Annotated in this window: 16 protein-coding genes; 7 read left to right on the forward strand and 9 right to left on the reverse strand. The window is 59.8% G+C overall.

What is annotated here, in order from left to right; genetic code table 11:
* The first annotated feature begins 610 nt into the window (after positions 1-610).
* From ihfB to H9Q16_RS00015, 3 genes are read left to right on the forward strand one after another with little or no spacing between them, the layout of a single operon-like run.
* Positions 611-895 carry an integration host factor subunit beta gene (gene ihfB, locus H9Q16_RS00005; protein ID WP_071969997.1) on the forward strand — a complete coding sequence of 95 codons (285 nt, stop codon included), beginning with the start codon at positions 611-613 and terminating at the stop codon, positions 893-895.
* Positions 896-1,246 (forward strand): lipopolysaccharide assembly protein LapA domain-containing protein, encoded by a 351-nt coding sequence (locus tag H9Q16_RS00010; RefSeq protein ID WP_191073343.1) that lies wholly within the window; start codon positions 896-898, stop codon positions 1,244-1,246. It abuts the gene before it with no gap.
* Between the two features lie 10 nt (positions 1,247-1,256).
* Positions 1,257-1,901 carry a phosphoribosylanthranilate isomerase gene (locus H9Q16_RS00015; RefSeq protein WP_191073344.1) on the forward strand — a complete coding sequence of 215 codons (645 nt, stop codon included), beginning with the start codon at positions 1,257-1,259 and terminating at the stop codon, positions 1,899-1,901.
* A gap of 96 nt (positions 1,902-1,997) precedes the next feature.
* Here the strand turns inward: H9Q16_RS00015 and H9Q16_RS00020 are convergent, their stop codons facing one another.
* The 6 genes from H9Q16_RS00020 to H9Q16_RS00045 form a co-directional block, all read right to left on the reverse strand.
* Entirely contained in the window at positions 1,998-3,482 is a 1,485-nt protein-coding gene (locus H9Q16_RS00020; protein WP_191073345.1) for a phosphomannomutase/phosphoglucomutase, read from the reverse strand.
* A 3-nt stretch (positions 3,483-3,485) separates the two neighbouring features.
* Positions 3,486-4,319: a 3-deoxy-8-phosphooctulonate synthase gene (kdsA, locus tag H9Q16_RS00025; protein ID WP_191073346.1), complete on the reverse strand. Its 834-nt coding sequence runs from the start codon at positions 4,317-4,319 to the stop codon at positions 3,486-3,488.
* Positions 4,316-5,959, reverse strand: coding sequence for a KpsE/RkpR family capsule polysaccharide export protein (locus H9Q16_RS00030; RefSeq protein WP_191073347.1), 1,644 nt, complete (start codon positions 5,957-5,959; stop codon positions 4,316-4,318). The genes kdsA and H9Q16_RS00030 overlap by 4 nt, the downstream gene beginning before the upstream one ends.
* The gene (locus H9Q16_RS00035; RefSeq protein ID WP_191073348.1) at positions 5,937-6,596 is read right to left on the reverse strand and encodes an ABC transporter ATP-binding protein; all 660 of its coding nucleotides are present in this window, start codon (positions 6,594-6,596) and stop codon (positions 5,937-5,939) included. The genes H9Q16_RS00030 and H9Q16_RS00035 overlap by 23 nt, the downstream gene beginning before the upstream one ends.
* Positions 6,597-6,813: 217 nt before the next feature.
* On the reverse strand, positions 6,814-7,839 hold the full coding sequence (locus H9Q16_RS00040) for a permease (protein ID WP_191073349.1): 1,026 nt from the start codon (positions 7,837-7,839) through the stop codon (positions 6,814-6,816).
* A complete protein-coding gene (locus tag H9Q16_RS00045; protein WP_191073350.1) occupies positions 7,832-8,176 on the reverse strand; it encodes an ArsR/SmtB family transcription factor in 345 nt (114 codons plus the stop codon). Before H9Q16_RS00045 ends, H9Q16_RS00040 begins: the two co-directional genes overlap by 8 nt.
* 108 nt (positions 8,177-8,284) lie before the next feature.
* Here H9Q16_RS00045 and H9Q16_RS00050 point away from each other — a divergent pair, with 108 nt between their 5' ends.
* From H9Q16_RS00050 to H9Q16_RS00065, 4 genes are all read left to right on the forward strand, one after another.
* A complete protein-coding gene (locus H9Q16_RS00050) occupies positions 8,285-8,872 on the forward strand; it encodes a uracil-DNA glycosylase family protein (RefSeq protein ID WP_191073351.1) in 588 nt (195 codons plus the stop codon).
* Complete coding sequence (locus tag H9Q16_RS00055) at positions 8,865-9,647, forward strand: SseB family protein (protein WP_191073352.1); 783 nt, start codon at positions 8,865-8,867, stop codon at positions 9,645-9,647. The genes H9Q16_RS00050 and H9Q16_RS00055 overlap by 8 nt, the downstream gene beginning before the upstream one ends.
* Positions 9,648-9,771: 124 nt before the next feature.
* Positions 9,772-10,296: a YHS domain-containing (seleno)protein gene (locus H9Q16_RS00060; RefSeq protein WP_191073353.1), complete on the forward strand. Its 525-nt coding sequence runs from the start codon at positions 9,772-9,774 to the stop codon at positions 10,294-10,296.
* Positions 10,293-10,793, forward strand: a complete 501-nt coding sequence (locus tag H9Q16_RS00065; protein ID WP_191073354.1) for a rhodanese-like domain-containing protein — start codon at positions 10,293-10,295, stop codon at positions 10,791-10,793. Before H9Q16_RS00060 ends, H9Q16_RS00065 begins: the two co-directional genes overlap by 4 nt.
* 40 nt (positions 10,794-10,833) lie before the next feature.
* Here H9Q16_RS00065 and mdoH read toward each other — a convergent pair whose 3' ends face one another.
* From mdoH to H9Q16_RS00080, 3 genes are read right to left on the reverse strand one after another with little or no spacing between them, the layout of a single operon-like run.
* Positions 10,834-12,723: a glucans biosynthesis glucosyltransferase MdoH gene (mdoH, locus tag H9Q16_RS00070; protein WP_191073355.1), complete on the reverse strand. Its 1,890-nt coding sequence runs from the start codon at positions 12,721-12,723 to the stop codon at positions 10,834-10,836.
* On the reverse strand, positions 12,720-14,249 hold the full coding sequence (locus H9Q16_RS00075; RefSeq protein WP_191073356.1) for an OpgD/OpgG family glucan biosynthesis protein: 1,530 nt from the start codon (positions 14,247-14,249) through the stop codon (positions 12,720-12,722). Before H9Q16_RS00075 ends, mdoH begins: the two co-directional genes overlap by 4 nt.
* Positions 14,249-15,505, reverse strand: coding sequence for an OpgC family protein (locus tag H9Q16_RS00080; protein ID WP_191073357.1), 1,257 nt, complete (start codon positions 15,503-15,505; stop codon positions 14,249-14,251). The genes H9Q16_RS00075 and H9Q16_RS00080 overlap by 1 nt, the downstream gene beginning before the upstream one ends.
* Positions 15,506-15,509 lie beyond the last annotated feature (4 nt).

Below are 15,509 nucleotides of genomic sequence, written 5' to 3' on the forward strand. Positions count from 1 at the left end.
TATTCCCGCAGCAACATCGCCTGATATCGATCCACACCCTCGATAAACTGCCCCATGGAACGCCTCCGCAGCGAATCCAGAAATCATACCATCTCTATGGCAACAACGGCAGTTTCCACACAGACTCTCCGCATAGCTGACCTACGGCCAATATGTGCGGCGGTGGTTGCAAGAGGACTGCTTTGCCAAGCTGGGACGACCTAGCCGAAACCTCGGATTGAACCAACCACACGGAATCAAGGGCGGAGCCCGCCTTGCAGCGCCAGACCAAGGTCTGACGCGGCATAGTTACGGGAGAGCGCTGTCGCAAACAGCTCGCAGTTCGCACTCTCTCGGGTCCGGACGGACCTTGCCGGGGTCCGATGCCAGCCCGCAGTAATGTGGTGAACGGGTTCACGAATCGGTGTTCTGACTACCGGTATGAAATCAAGGCGGATAGCCTGAAGGCTGGGGCTTTCGCCGTGATCCCGGAAAAAACCCGCCAATACAGGGTGTTCTGAGCGCAAAAAGGGTGAGGATTGCACGCTGCATACCTTCACGGTTGCGTGCTTTGGCCCTATAGTCGGGTGCAGACCTTTGCAAATAGACACATCTCGGGGGGGATATCGCGATGATCCGATCGGAACTGATCCAGAAGATTGCGGACGACAATCCACATTTGTATCAACGGGATGTAGAGCGGATCGTGAATACCATCTTTGACGAGATTACGGGCGCGATGGCCAAAGGGGACCGGGTGGAGCTGCGCGGATTTGGCGCATTTTCTGTCAAGAAGCGTGATGCGAGGGTTGGACGGAACCCACGGACGGGTGAAACCGTTCATGTAGAAGAGAAGCATGTCCCTTTCTTCAAGACCGGCAAGCTGCTCAGGGATCGTCTGAACGGGAAAGCCTGAATGCGCTACATTCGCTATATCTGCATTGCCATTTTTGCCTTGGCGCTGATTTCGGTCGCGCTGGCCAATCGCGATATGGTCGAGCTTGAGGTTCTGCCTCAGGAAGTGGCCGGTTGGTTTGCAGTGACACCTTCTGTTCAGCTTCCTTTGTTTCTGGTGATTTTGGGCAGCATTGTTGCCGGCCTGTTGGTCGGGTTCGTCTGGGAATGGATCCGGGAGCACGGCGAGAGGGCCGAAAAGGCGCGTCTTGCGCGGGAGACCCGACGGCTTGAGCGTGAAGTGGCGCGGCTGAAGGGCGAAAAGCACAAAGGCAAGGATGAGGTGCTGGCGCTTTTGGACGAGGCCAGCTAAGTCCTGGGCCATGTCGGGTATAAATATCAAGATTTGCGGATTGAAGGACGCGGCTGCCTGCAAGGCGGCGGCAGATGCAGGCGCGCGATATCTCGGGTTCAATTTCTTTCCAAAATCCCCACGGTATGTGAGCCCCACGCAGGCTGCCGCGCTGGCCGTAGACGTGCCCATCGGCGTGTGCAAGGTCGGGCTTGTGGTCGATATGGAAGATGATGTGCTGGAGGCCCTGCTGAACGAGGTCCCGTTGGACATGATCCAGCTTCACGGCCACGAAAGCCCTGAAAGGGTTCTGGAGGTGAAAGCCCGCTTTGGCCTGCCAGTGATGAAGGCGGTTGGCGTGCGGGATGCAGATGACCTGCCGTCCCTCGAGGCCTACGCGCGTGTTGCTGATCAGATCCTCGTTGACGCCAAGCCCCCCCGTGGTGCGGTATTGCCTGGTGGTAATGGTTTGCCCTTTGACTGGCGACTGATCGCAGGCCGACGCTGGGATGTGCCCTGGATGCTGGCCGGTGGTCTGACACCCGACAACGTCGGTCAGGCGATTGCCATGACCGGCGCGCGTCAGGTGGATTTGTCCTCTGGTGTTGAAACGTCTCCGGGGGTTAAGGATGCCGCATTGATGTCGGCGTTTTGTCAGGCCGTGCTGTCGGAGTGAGCGGGCAAGCCCGCGCGCTATTTTATTGAATTTTCTCCGACAATTCGGTTGCGAGACGCTGTCTCGCGCTCTGGGAATGTTTTGGCCAGAGAAAGGTCAGATGGTCTGGTCGTAGTCGCCGATGCCCGGTTCCGAGCGGATGATCGCATCCAGATCTTTGAAGATGGCGCGCATTTCAATCTCTGAATGGGGGCTTTCACAGACCACCACCAGATTGGGCGTATTGGAAGAGGCGCGCACCAGACCCCAAGCACCATTTTCCAGAATAACGCGCGCGCCGTTGACAGTGATGATGTCGGTCACGGCCCGCCCTGCGAGGCTGCGGGTGGATTTCAGCTTGGCCACGATGCGCGAGAGGATGTCATATTTTTCGGTGTCGTCGGCGTAGGGAGACATGGTGGGAGTGGCCCAGGTCTGGGGCAAGGCACGGCGCAGGTCGGACATGGATCTGCCCGGATTGCGGTCCATCAGCTTGCAGATTTCCGCCGCCACACGCAGCCCGCAATCGTAGCCGCGCCCGATAGGGTGGGCGAAAAAGTAATGGCCTGATTTTTCGAACCCGGCCAGCGCGCCAAGTTCCTTGACGCGGCGCTTCATGTGGCTGTGGCCAGTTTTCCAGTAGTCGGCCTTGATGCCGTGCCTTTGCAGTTCCGGGTCGGATGCGAACAGGCCGGTGGATTTGACATCCGCGACGAAGGTGGCGCCGGGATGTTGCTTGGCCAGATCGCGGGCCAGGATGACGCCGACCTTGTCGGCAAAAATCTCGTGGCCCTCATCGTCCACCACACCGCAGCGATCGCCATCACCGTCAAAGCCAAGGGCGAGGTCCGCGCCCGAGGCGACCACTGCCGCCGACATGTCGTGCAGCATTTCCATGGCTTCGGGGTTTGGGTTGTAGTGCGGGAAGGTGTAATCCAGCGTTGTGTGGCTCTCGACGACGTCGGCGCCGAGGCGTTCAAACAATCGCGGTGCGAAATGCGAGGCTGTGCCATTGCCTGTGGCGCAAACGACCTTGAGGGGACGGGTCATCGTAAAGTCACCCACAAGGTCATCCAGATAGGCGTCGACCACGTTGTCGACAAACGTATATGCGCCGCCGGGTTGGGGTTTAAATGCACCGTTCAGCACGATATCGCGCAGCTCTGCCATCTCCTCCGGTCCATGGGTCAGGGGACGCTCAAACCCCATCTTCACACCGGTCCACCCGTTTGGATTATGGCTGGCGGTGACCATGGCGACTGCTGGCGCATCAAGGTGAAACTGCGAGAAATAGGCCATTGGGCTGAGCGCGGGGCCGATGTCTTTGACGTGAATGCCAGCTTGCATCAGACCCAGCATCAGGGCGTTTTTGATCGATAGCGAATAGTCGCGGTAATCGTTGCCGACGGCGATCTCGGGCCTGATCCCGCGTTGCTGCATTTGCGTGCCAAGGCCCAGTCCCAGGGCCGTCATGCCGGGCAGGTTAATGCCCTCGGGATATTGCCAGCGCGCGTCATATTCGCGGAATCCGGTCGGGGCGATCATCGGATCGCGCAGGAAACCCCATGTGTTTGGCGTGACTGTGGTGTTCGCTTTTTTCATCTATCAGAAGGTCAGCGGATGCTCTTTGGCAAGCGCGTCGAATTTCATCAAGGTGCTGACCAATGCGGGCATGTCGCTGAGGTAGATCATATTAGGGCCATCGCTTGGCGCGGTGTCGGGATCCTCATGTGTTTCCATGAAGACGGCGGCCACACCGATGGCAACAGCCGCACGCGCCAGCACGGGGGCGAATTCGCGCTGCCCGCCAGACGAGGTGCCTTTGCCGCCGGGTGAGGCGACAGCATGGGTGGCATCCATCACCACAGGGTATCCCGTTTGCGCCATCTGCGGCAGGCCGCGCATGTCCGCGACCAACGCATTGTATCCAAAGGAGGTCCCGCGTTCCGTCAGCAGGATCTTTTCGTTGCCGGTTGATTTGATTTTGTCGACGATATTGCCCATTTCCCACGGGGCAAGCCATTGACCCTTTTTGACGTTCACCGCTTTGCCGGTCTTGCCCGCGGCCAGTAGCATGTCGGTCTGACGACAGAGAAAAGCAGGGATCTGCAGGATGTCGACGACATCACCTGCAAGACCGCATTGTTCTTCGGTATGCACGTCTGTGAGAACGGGCACATCGTTTGCTTGTGCCACAGAGGCCAGCACCCTGAGGCCTTCGTCAATGCCAAGACCGCGCTTGCCGTGCAGCGATGTGCGGTTGGCCTTGTCGTAACTGGCCTTGAACACGTACTGCGCGCCTGCGGCTGCACAGGCTTCTTTCATTGTGCCTGCGATCATCTGCGCGTGGTCTTCGCTTTCCAATTGACAGGGGCCAGCGATCACGGTCAGGGGGCGATCATTGCCGATCAGGAGGCGCCCGACGGGGACTTGTGTCATGAGGTTACCTGCTCTCTGAGAATGGATGCGGTCAGGGACAGCATCAGGTAGATACCGGCAAAGATCAGGAAGGCAAGGATCGTGTTTTCAAACTTACGCGGATAGGTGGGTTCTTCCGGGGCGACAGGCTCGACCGCGACGGTGAGATAGCGGACCTGCCTGTTGGCCTCGGTCCTGGCCTGATCCATGGCTGTTTGTGCAGACTGCAACACCATATCGGCAGCTGCGAGGTCGGCCTGGGCCAACTGCAGTTCTACCGCGCGTTGGGCCAGAGAATCCTCGCCCTGTGTCGCGGAATTCAGGCGCTCATTCAATTTCGTCAGCTGTTCCTCCAGCCGCCGCACGTCCCCTTGAGCGCCGTCCACCTTGGCACGGTTAGGGCGGGTGTTGTCGAGAAGGGCGGCAAGGGCCAGCTGCTTGTCGATCAGCAAACTCTCATAGGTGGTAATCTGGGTGCGGATCGCGGCGATTTCGGCCTGAGGATCGACGCCGTTTTTGACCTGAAGCTGGATCAACTGTTCTTGTACATCGCGGCGCTTTTGCTGCGCCTCTTCAAAAGCAATGCCTGCGTCGCGCATGCTGTCCGCGCGCTTTTGTTTGGACAGGTCGTTCACACGTTCTTCAGCATAATCGATCAGGCTTTGAGAGAACGCGGAGGAGACCTGCGGATCAGCTGCAACAACTTCCATCCGGATGACGCCTTCGGTCGGATCAAAGCCGATTTTCACGTTCTTTTTATAGATCTTGTAAGCTTCTTCGTTAGTTGGGTCGGCTTCAAGCCGCTGAACGGGATCGATACTGGGGTCGGAAAAATGCTGTTTGAATCCCGCATCCCGATCCAGACGCTGCATGGCATCCTTGGACTGCAGAAAAGCCTGCGTCGCAATGCTGTCTTGGCTGGTTGCAAACTGGGTCGGCAGCAGGCCGCCCAGCGGGCTTGTTCCCCCGCCACCCTCGCTTTGGATGATCAGGAACTGGCTGGTGGTTGCGTACATCGGGGTGGCGATCTTGTAGAAATAATATCCCGCCGCAAAGGTCGGCAGGAACACGAAGAATGCCAGTCGAACCATCAAGAGGCCCATCTTGCGGCGACGGCGGCGCGAGATGTCGCGTTGGATATCGCCAATTTCGCGATGGCGCCGCTCTGCGGGGCTCAGCTCAGTTGAGGGAAGGTTGGCACCGCCCGCAGGCAGGGTCTGGGGAAGTTGTACGCGGCCCTTCTGGTGACCTTGTGGTTGGGTTTCCGCAACATCCTTTCCGGCGTCGTCACTTTTTTGAGGGACCACCAGTTCCAGCATGTTGGAGCGTTGGAAAGGATCAATGCCTTTCGCGCGGAGCAGGCGAACCGCATCAAAGTCTGATGTGGGGGCCATGCCGTATTTCTGGGCGACCCGCCGGGCCATGCGCAACTGGCGGCCTGTCAGCCCTTCGCGGCGGATGGCGTCGATGTCGAGCTCTCCACCCACCTGCTTTGGCGAAGACACCTCGCCTGCGCGGGCCTTGGGGGTGTCCTGCGCGGTTGGCACGGGGCGCGGGCCCTCGGCCGCGTCAGCGACTGGCCGTGCCGGGTTCGCGGGCGCAGCGGTTGACGGTGCGCTCCGTTTGATCCGGAATTTTCTAGCCTTGGGTTTCGTAGTCATAAAGCTGTTTTGCCTCTTCCAAGGTGTCAAACATGTACAGTTGTCCGCCCAGAAGGACAGCAGCGGAACGTGCGAATTTTTCAAGTGTCTCGGCCTGGTGCGAGACGATGATGATGGTGGTGGTGCGCAAACGCTCTCGCAGGATCTCGCCTGCCTTGCGGTTGAATTCCACATCTGTGGTCGCTGGCATGCCCTCGTCGATGAGGTACATATCAAAATCAAGCGCCAGCATCAGCGCAAAGGAAAAGCGTGAGCGCATACCGGCTGAGTAGGTGCCCAGCGGTTGATCGAAGTATTCGCCAAGATTGCATAACCAGCGGCAGAAACTTTCCACATAGTCAGGGTCCAGCCCATAAAGCCGCGCGATATAGCGGGCATTTTCCATGGCCGAAACCTTGGAAACGACACCGCCCATGAAACCCAGTGGAAATGATATATTGCAGCCGCGCCTGATTTCACCCTCATCAGGTTTTTCGAGGCCGGCCATCATGTTGATCAGCGTGGTTTTGCCCGTGCCGTTGGGGGCGAGAATGCCCAGAGAATTACCCAACTCCACACTGAAAGAGACCCGATCAAGGATGACCTTGTGTTGGGATCCCGTCCAGAAGGACTTGGATACATTCTCGAATTCCAGCATCGCCTGCTCCGGTCTTTGCTGTCGGGTCTTGTTTGCCTGTCCTCTTTTAGCAGAGGTTTCTTAAGGGTCTATGCGCCGATCTTGGCTACATTATGTCTTAAATTGCCCAATAAGTACAATGTCCATTGGGCGGAGAGCCGGGTCGCGTGATGTATGTTGCGACAAAAGCAAAAGGTGCGGCATGCCGCACCTTTTGAAGTTTTGATCTGGGGGGAATTCAGACTATCGCTTGCCACAGACCACCTGCGATGACCGCACCGGTGATTGCAAAACCAAGGTAGGCCATGAAAACGCGGGGCTTGACCAGCGCCCAGACCGCGATTGCTGCTGGAATGCAGCTGACGCCGCCGGCAATCACAAAGGACATGGCAGCCCCCTGCGTCATGCCCTGCGCAAGCAGCGCGTCGACCAGAGGCACCGCCGCATAGCCGTTCAGATAGGCCGGCGCCCCCACCAGTGCGCCCAGCAGGATAGGCATTGCACCATCTCCGCCAAGAATGCCCGCAATCAGATCGGCCGGGACATAATGCAGCATCAGCGCTTCGATCACATAGGCCAGTGTGAGCCATTTCAGTAGGAAAAGTGCGTTTTCCATTCCGGTATCCCGGAAGGTTTCTCGGCGTGCCGGTTCTTTCCAGAAGGCCCAGACGGGTGCCCCCGAAAATGGCTTTTGAACGCCGCAACAGCCACCAATGGCTGGACGTTCACGCAAGGGGTCAACGAAGACTGGTGTCCGCGCCGCCAACATCACGCCAAAGCCTCCGAAAAGCCCAAGGCCGACCGCGGCCACGGTCTTGGCCACCGCAAATTCCCACCCCAACGTGCCCGAAGTGATCGCGAACATGGCCGGATCCATAAGGGGTGATGCAAGCCAGAAAGCCATGACCGCGCCCAGGGGTGCCCCAACCGCCAGCAGCGCCGCGATAAAGGGGATCACTTCGCACGAACAAAATGGGGATAGCCCGCCTAAAAGGGCCGCCATCACGATCATCCTCGCCGGGTTTCCCTCAAAGGCGCGCGCAAGGAGCGTTTCAGCCCCGCTTGCCTTGAGATAGGCCACTGCCAAGACCGCGAAGGCAATGAACGGCGCAGTATGTAGAATTGCGTTGACCGAAAAGGACAGGGTCGGCCAGAACTGAGGCCCGTCCAGGAGGGCAACGAGCGCAAGAAGCGCTATCGTGGCGTGCCAGGCATTTGGTCTGAAAGACCTTGAGCGCACGTCGGTTTGCGTTGCATCAGCCATGGTCGTGATCCTTGTCAGGGTGTTCTGCATCCGCACAGCATTCGGTCAGCAGGAAATGCGCGAGCGCCTCTACCTCTTGATACGCGACGGCTGCGCATATGATGCTGCGGCCCTGACGTTCCTGTTTGACCAGACCGGCAGCGGCCAGAAGTTTCAAGTGATGGGTGAGGGTAGAGCCTGTGACGCCCGTGCGGTCGCCCAGCGCACCGATGCTCAACCCGTCAGGGCCGGCACGGACCAACGCGCGCAGAACTGACAAACGTTGCTCCGAACCAAGCGCAGCAAAGCTGGTAGCGGCAAGGGTCAGCTCAGGTGTAAGGGATGTTTCTTGTTTCATATTTCTAGAAATATCGAAATGAATCCTCGCGCGCAACCTTTATTTCGATGATTCACGAAATGAGTGCACGGTGTTGGCAATTCCGCGTCGCGACGTATCTTGCCAAGGATGACCGACATACGAGACGACTTGCGCGCCTGCACCTTATGTACAGAGCGGTTTGCAGCCACGGCCACGCGCCATAGGCCGAACCCGATCGTGTGGTTTGCGCCGGGTGCGAAACTGCTGATCGCCAGCCAGGCACCAGGGCTTCGCGTCCACGAGGCTGGCACACCCTTCTGGGACCAGTCGGGCAAACGCCTGCGCGACTGGCTGGGGTTGGATGAACCCACGTTCTATGACCGTTCCAAGGTAGCGATCGTGCCCATGGGCTTTTGCTTCCCGGGCTATGACGCAAAGGGCAGTGACCTGCCGCCGCCCCGTGTCTGTGCACGGACCTGGCGGGAGGACGCCCTTGCCATGCTTCCAGATGTCCGTCTGACGGTGCTGATCGGCGGGTATGCGATGCGCTGGCATTTGCCGGAATTCCGCACGGTTACGTCTGCGGTGGCAGATTGGCGTGATCACCCCGATGGCGTCTTTGCCTTGCCACATCCGTCGTGGCGCAATACCGGATGGCTGAGGAAGAACCCGTGGTTCGAGGCGCAGGTGCTACCGCGCCTGCGAGCCGCCGTGTCGGAGGTGTTGGATGACTGAAACGACCCCGCTGGATGAAGCCCACGCCGCGATGATGGCGGATGAGGCTGATGATGCTGCGCGTTTGCGGTTTTACGAACGGATCGCGGACGCGGAACTGTACATGCTGCTTGAGGCCGAGCCCGACGCAGACCAGGTAACACCGGTCCTCTATGAGGACAGCTATGTCATGGTGTTTGACCGTGCATCCCGTCTGGCAGCGCACGTGGGCGACAATGCACCTTTTGTGGCCTTGTCGGGCCGTGCAGTTGCCGGGATGCTGCAAGACCAGCCGCTAGGCATGGCGATAAATATCGGGGTAGCACCCTCGGAGATCCTTCTGCCGGCGGGGGCTGTGGCGTGGTTGCGCGATACGCTCGCGCATGCGCCGGGTGAGGTAGAAGCGGACATCGACACGCTGTTGCCCCCAAAAGGGTTGCCCGAGGCGCTGATCACTGCCATCGACGCCAAGTTGGCGACGGCGACCGGCATGGCGGCTGGGGCCTACTTGGTCGGTGTGCAGTACAAGGGCGGCGGCACGGGGCATCTTCTGGCATTTGTCGGGGCCATTGCGCGCGCGCAGGATGCGCTGGTGCGCGCGGCCTCCGAGGCGCTGACGTTTTCAGGAATAGAAGCCGGTGCAATGGACGTGGGATTTTTTGCGCCGAACGACCCCATTGTCGAAAAACTGGCAAAGGTCGGCCTGCGCTTCGATCTACCACAAGGCGAGGGGCTGCAACACACCCCGCGCATGCCGCCCGGCACTGATCCGGCCAAGCCGCCGATCCTGAAATGACCATTGCCGGAACTGACGCCCTTTCACGCAGCCGTCACATCCTTGCGAGGAACGGTTGGGCAGGGATGCATTGCCGCTTGCGTCGCCCTAGATTGCGGTCACGCATCATCAAAGGAATATCCGTATGAACCGCTTTGCCCTGACAATCGCCGCCGCAGCCACCGCCATCAGCTTTGCCGGAGCCGCCTTTGCGGGGGAACAATATGTCGACGATACCGGCTATGCCGCCTCAGGTTACGATGTTGTTGCCTATTTTGACTTGCCGCAAAGCCCCGTCGGTTCGGCGCAGCCTGCGGCCGTACCCGGCAATGCGGACTACGTCGCTGAATACAATGGCGCGACCTTCGCCTTCTCAAGTGCCGACAACAAGGCAAGGTTCGAGGCCAATCCCGCGCAGTACGCCCCTCAGTACGACGGACATTGTGCATACGGAGTGTCAAAAGGGGGTAAGGTGCCCGGCAACCCGACCCTTTGGCGCGTGGTTGACAACAAGCTTTATCTCAACATCACCAAGAACGTCGTTGGCTTTTGGGAAGAGGATATTCCCGGCAACATTACCTTGGCTGAAAACAATTGGGTCAATATTGAACCGACAGAGGCGTCAGACCGTGCGATCCCCAAATTCAGCAGCACCGCGCCGGTAAAATGACACAGCCTTCGCGCTCTCCCTTTCAACAAGGGCAAAAAGCCCCGTCGCGCCTGTCGCGGCGGGGTTTCGTCCTGGGTGGTGTTCTTATTGCTGGCGGGGGCGTCCTCGCCGCGCGCTGGTTCAATGTCGCAGCCAGTACGGGAGATGCGGCGCTTACCGCGCCCCAAGCTCATGCTGCAGCACTCTCCGGAGAGATCACGTTGATCGATATCCGCAGGCCGGACGAATGGGCCAGCACTGGCGTGCCCGAGGGCGGTGTGGCGCTTGATATGCGGCGCAAGGATTTTGTAGAGGCGCTGGCGGCGGAGGTTGCGGGGCGGCTGGATGCTCCCATTGCTCTGATTTGTGCACGCGGAGTGCGGTCCAATCGGCTGGCCACGCGGATGACACAGGCCGGGTTTACTCGGATATTAGATGTTCCAGAGGGGATGCTGGGATCTGGCGCGGGGCCCGGATGGGTCAAACGCGGGCTGCCCGTAGTGACAATTGATACATAGGCTCAAGCCCAGCGCATCGCGCGTGTTTAGTCAGGCGCGATTACTCTGCGGGAACGTCCCGCGACCCTGCCAACGCCCCTTTGATCAAGGCGCGCTCTGCCTTGGCGCGTGTCACGATCCCCGGCTCCCGCAAGGTATGCGGGCTGTCCATCCGCAGGCCTTCCGGCGCGCGCTGGGCAAGGTTCAGTGACGAGCACGCCGACAAGGGCACAGCCAACACCAGACTGAACACAATCGGCACCAGCCAGAGCGAAATAAGTCCGGCCGCCAACCCTGATAGCAGCAAAAGCCCCAGCAGGGTTTCGACCCAATGAAACTTGACCAGCGTGGTCCAGGGATAGGACCGTACGCCGCGGGTTTGGGGCGCCCATGGCTCGGACCGGGTAAAGATTGCCCGCAGCACGGCCTTGGTTTGCTGGATCATCAGAATGGGCGCATAGGCCACCGACAGCAGCACTTCGACCGCGAAGGCCGACAGGAACGACAGATGGCCGCCGTAGACACGCGTGGCCTTTGGTGTGGCGGCGATGATGGCGGCACCCGCGATCTTGGGGGTTAGCAGCATCGCGTACATGATGATCAGAAAAACCGCGCTATCGATATGGCTCATGGCAGGGGGCCAGTCGGGGAAAAGCGGATTTGCTTCGTTGAAATAGCGGATCACATTCGTTTCGGAATCCTTGCCCAGCAGTGACCAGAATATCAGCAGCAAGAACCACGCCGGCGACAACAAATACGCCACCGCGCCATGAAAAAGATGGAAACGACTGACCGGGTGCAGCCCTGCGGTGCGCAGCAGGCGCAAGTGCTGCAAGTTGCCCCGACACCAGCGACGGTCACGCAGGACATAGTCGACCAGCGTGCCGGGCGTCTCTTCATAGCTGCCCGAGACGCGCGGCAGGAACCGCACGCCCCACCCTGCGCGGCGCAGCAGACCGGCTTCGACAAAGTCGTGGCTCAGGATCAGGTCCTCGCGCCCTTTGCGGCTTGGCAGCGCGGGCAGGCCTGCGTTCTGCGCAAAAGCGCGGGTACGGATGATGGCGTTATGCCCCCAATAATTGCCCTCGCGCCGAGCCCAAAGCGCAAGACCCTCAGCCAGCAACCAGCCGTAAGCGATGTTGGAAAACTGTTGCAGGCGGGCAAAGAGCGTGTCCGCCCCAATCAGCATGGGAAAGGTCTGGATAAGACCCGCATCGGGATCACCTGACAGTTCCGATGCCAGCCGTTCGATCGCGCGGCCTGTCATCAGGCTGTCGGCATCCAGCACCACCATGCCTTCATAATCCGCACCCCAGCCACTAATCCAGTCCACTAGGTTGCCGACCTTCTTTCCCGTGTTGGCAGTTCGGCGGCGATAAAAGACCCGCATGCCATCCGGGGCGGTCGCCTGCAGGGTCTGGAAGGCCTGCCATTCCTGTGCGGCGATCTCTGGGTCGTGCGTGTCTGAAAGGATGAAAAGCGTGTATCTGTGCGGCCCTTTCCGGCGTGTGAGGTCCTGCAACATGGCGGTTGCATTGCCGAAAACGTCCCACGGAACCTCATTATAGATGGGCACCAGGAGGGCCACATCGATCGGGTTCACCTCTGACGGGCTGCGTGTCACCGCATTTTCCCGCGCCAGAAGGCCCGTCACGGCAACGCCGACGGTGCTGACTGACAGGGTCACCCAAACGAACGTCGCGCCAATCATGCTCAGCAGTACCCATTCAAGGCCGGTCATTCCGCTGCCCGCCAGCCAGCCGTAAATGCCGTAAAGCAGAAGGGAAGTGCCGATCAGGGCCGGGCCAAAAACAGCCAGCCGCCAGCCCAGTGACTTGCGCGGGTGTTGGCGGTTTGCGCGTCGGGCAGGGGCGGCAGCCAAGTCCTGCGCCTGCATCGACAGCGGAGCGCGGGGCGGCATGGCCTGGAGGGTGGGGCGGTGATCACTCATGGCTTGGTCCACCGATAAAGCCAGACCTCGCTCAAAGGTTCCCCACCAAGGCGCAGTTGAGCGCGAAATTCGGCCAATGTCGCGTCGCCGGGGGTGAATGTAAACGCAAGGCGCGGACCACCTGTTTCAGGATTGCGTTGCAGGATGCCCGGCGTGACGTTTCCGGCGTTGCTGCGGACCAGCAATTCAACGTCGCCGAGGTCAGCGGGCACATTCGGGCCATCCGCAAAGTCGATGACGATGATATCCCCACCTTCGGGGCGTCCACCCTTGGCCGTATTCAGCACCTTGACCGGCACATCCGCCGTTGCCGCCACCGGATCCGCGCCCCAGTGCAGCGTGTAGGTCATCTTGTGGGCGTCGCCGGGGGCCATCCGTGCGGACGGGCGCCAATAGGCGACGATGTTGTCGTAAATCTCAAGGTCTGCGGGGATTTCGACCAGGGTGACAGACCCGCGCCCCCAGCCTTCCCCGGGGGTGATCCAGACAGAGGGACGGTTGTGATACAGCGATTCCAGATCTGTGAAATCAGAGTATTCGCGCTTGCGCTGCAACAGGCCAAAGCCGCGCGGATTATTGTCGCTGAAGGCGCTGATCTGCAGGCGCGTTGGGTTGTGCAGGGGCCGCCAGATGATCTCGCCCGCGCCATTGTGAATGAGCAGACCGTCACTGTCGTGCACCGCGGGACGGAAATCAGAAAAACGCTGCCGCATGGTATCGTCGAAAAGGAACATGGAAGTCAGGGGCGCAACACCCATATGGGTCACATCTTCGCGGGCGAAGAGCTGGGCGCTGACCTTCATTTCCAGCACCGGGCCATGTGTGATCTCAAAGGTGTAAGCACCGGTGATCGAAGGACTGTCGAGCAGGGCGTGAAGCACTTGCGTGGCACTTTCCGGGTTGGGCGCTTCTAGCCAGAAGGCGGTGAAATCCGGGAATTCTTCGCCCATCGGATCGCCGGTTTTCAGTGCCAGCCCGCGGGCCGAGATGCCGTACGTCTCGCCGGTACCAATGCCCCGGAAATAGCTGGCGCCCTGAAAGACAGCGTATTCCTGAAAGATGCCCTTCTTTTCAAGCTCCGCCCGCAGGCGAAGGCCCGAGTAGCCCAGTGTATCGTCGATCTCGACATCGGGAAATTTGTCCGTGGTGTCAAAGACATCCATATCAAACCCAACGGCGCGGGCCTGACCGTTTTCGACCACGTTCAGGGCCACGGCCTGCGGGAAATAGAGACCTGGGGGAAAGACGTCGACGCGTTGGGGACGGTCGGTATCTTCCCACAATGCATTGCGCGCGTCGAACCAGATTTTGCGATACTGGTCATAGGTCAGATCACGCCAGCTGGCCGGAATCTGGGGCCGGGGTACATAGGACTGGGTGGCCATGATGCGCGCACGCTCGACAAGAATGCCGGCGCTGAAGGGGGTCACCTCATCACCTAGGCTCAGGCCGGGTTCTTGGGCGTAGCTGGCGGTGGGCACGACGGCCAGCGCCATGAGGGATTTGAGGACATCGCGGCGCAGCATTACGAGGCCCCCTTCCTGGCGCGCCAAGGCTGGGACTTGAACCAGCCCGCGACATAGGCCGTCGCCACCAGCACGCAGGCGCCTGCGAGGTTGACCATCAGCGATGTCACTGTGTCACGGCCGAGCACGTCCATGGCAAATCCCATAATGCGGGCGGTGAACATCGATACGACAAAGACAGCCAGCGATTGCTGACCAACCTTGAGGATGATGGCGAGGATCTGGTCCCAAATTCGGGACAAAACACCTGTGCCCTGTGCCAGCAGCCGCGCGCCCTTGTCGCCTGCGGCGACCCAGGCAAGGTAGGCGAGGCTGAGGAAATGCACATACCGCAGGATGCCGAAATCAGATTTGCTGATCAGTGCCTTGTAGTCGCTGCGCCACTCGCGGGCCCAGTCAAATCCGAACTCTCGGATTCCGATGTTGCTGAGCGGGATGTTGGCAATCACGATCACGGTCGCCAGCACGATCAGCCATGTGGTCACGGGCGGTTTGGGCAACCAGCCGCGCATGAAGGCAAAGCCGGTGAAAAAGATCAATTGCCAGCCAAAGGGATTGAAGAACCACTGGCGGTCTGTCCAGGGTTCTGCTGGAAATTCAAGATGATAGGCCCCCAGACCGAGCGCGATCATCAGCGCGTTCTGGGCCATCAGCCAGACAATCCCGACAAAAGCGGCCACGAACCAAAGGCTGTACCGGCTGAGCCACATGATTACCGGCATGCCGATCAGCACGACCATATACATCGGCAGGATGTCGAAGTAATTGGGCACATAGCGCAGGGTCATGAAGCTGAGCAGGATATCTGGATTGTCCCATTTGTCACTTTCGACAAACATCATCCAAAGGTTCAGCTGGCCCCAGTAATTGCGGCCCGTGATGTCCAGATCGGTCAGGAAGACCGTGAGTGCGAGGGTGGCAAAGAACAGACCCACGTGGGCCCAGTAAACCTGCCAGACGCGGAAAGCCACGCGTGCCGAGCCCAGCACCCAACCCATGCGGTCAAACGCCCCGCCAAAAGCGATGGCACTGGCCATGCCCGAGCAGAAAACAAAGATTTCGGTCGCGTCCGAAAAGCCCCAGCGGGCGGGGATCCAGGAGGTCAGGAAATTGCCCGGTGTATGGGCAATCAGGATGATGAACATCGCGATGCCGCGAAAGAAATCCAGCCGCAGATCGCGCACGCGCGCACCTGACGACGCGCCAAGGGCGGTCACCGGACGGGACGGGATGGCGTGGGTGTCGGCAGCGGTCATAGAG

The organism is Sulfitobacter aestuariivivens (genome assembly GCF_014763045.1).
Lineage (GTDB): Bacteria > Pseudomonadota > Alphaproteobacteria > Rhodobacterales > Rhodobacteraceae > Sulfitobacter > Sulfitobacter aestuariivivens.

Excerpts from the sequence above, each read along its gene's own strand:
- H9Q16_RS00055 (WP_191073352.1), top strand. The coding sequence starts at position 8,865 with ATGACTGAAACGACCCCGCTGGATGAAGCCCACGCCGCGATGATGGCG.
- H9Q16_RS00045 (WP_191073350.1), bottom strand. The coding sequence starts at position 8,176 with ATGAAACAAGAAACATCCCTTACACCTGAGCTGACCCTTGCCGCTACC.
- H9Q16_RS00040 (WP_191073349.1), bottom strand. The coding sequence starts at position 7,839 with ATGGCTGATGCAACGCAAACCGACGTGCGCTCAAGGTCTTTCAGACCA.
- mdoH (WP_191073355.1), bottom strand. The coding sequence starts at position 12,723 with ATGAGTGATCACCGCCCCACCCTCCAGGCCATGCCGCCCCGCGCTCCG.
- H9Q16_RS00030 (WP_191073347.1), bottom strand. The coding sequence starts at position 5,959 with ATGACTACGAAACCCAAGGCTAGAAAATTCCGGATCAAACGGAGCGCA.
- H9Q16_RS00080 (WP_191073357.1), bottom strand. The coding sequence starts at position 15,505 with ATGACCGCTGCCGACACCCACGCCATCCCGTCCCGTCCGGTGACCGCC.
- H9Q16_RS00065 (WP_191073354.1), top strand. The coding sequence starts at position 10,293 with ATGACACAGCCTTCGCGCTCTCCCTTTCAACAAGGGCAAAAAGCCCCG.
- kdsA (WP_191073346.1), bottom strand. The coding sequence starts at position 4,319 with ATGACACAAGTCCCCGTCGGGCGCCTCCTGATCGGCAATGATCGCCCC.
- H9Q16_RS00010 (WP_191073343.1), top strand. The coding sequence starts at position 896 with ATGCGCTACATTCGCTATATCTGCATTGCCATTTTTGCCTTGGCGCTG.
- H9Q16_RS00020 (WP_191073345.1), bottom strand. The coding sequence starts at position 3,482 with ATGAAAAAAGCGAACACCACAGTCACGCCAAACACATGGGGTTTCCTG.
- H9Q16_RS00050 (WP_191073351.1), top strand. The coding sequence starts at position 8,285 with ATGACCGACATACGAGACGACTTGCGCGCCTGCACCTTATGTACAGAG.
- H9Q16_RS00060 (WP_191073353.1), top strand. The coding sequence starts at position 9,772 with ATGAACCGCTTTGCCCTGACAATCGCCGCCGCAGCCACCGCCATCAGC.
- H9Q16_RS00015 (WP_191073344.1), top strand. The coding sequence starts at position 1,257 with ATGTCGGGTATAAATATCAAGATTTGCGGATTGAAGGACGCGGCTGCC.
- H9Q16_RS00035 (WP_191073348.1), bottom strand. The coding sequence starts at position 6,596 with ATGCTGGAATTCGAGAATGTATCCAAGTCCTTCTGGACGGGATCCCAA.
- ihfB (WP_071969997.1), top strand. The coding sequence starts at position 611 with ATGATCCGATCGGAACTGATCCAGAAGATTGCGGACGACAATCCACAT.
- H9Q16_RS00075 (WP_191073356.1), bottom strand. The coding sequence starts at position 14,249 with ATGCTGCGCCGCGATGTCCTCAAATCCCTCATGGCGCTGGCCGTCGTG.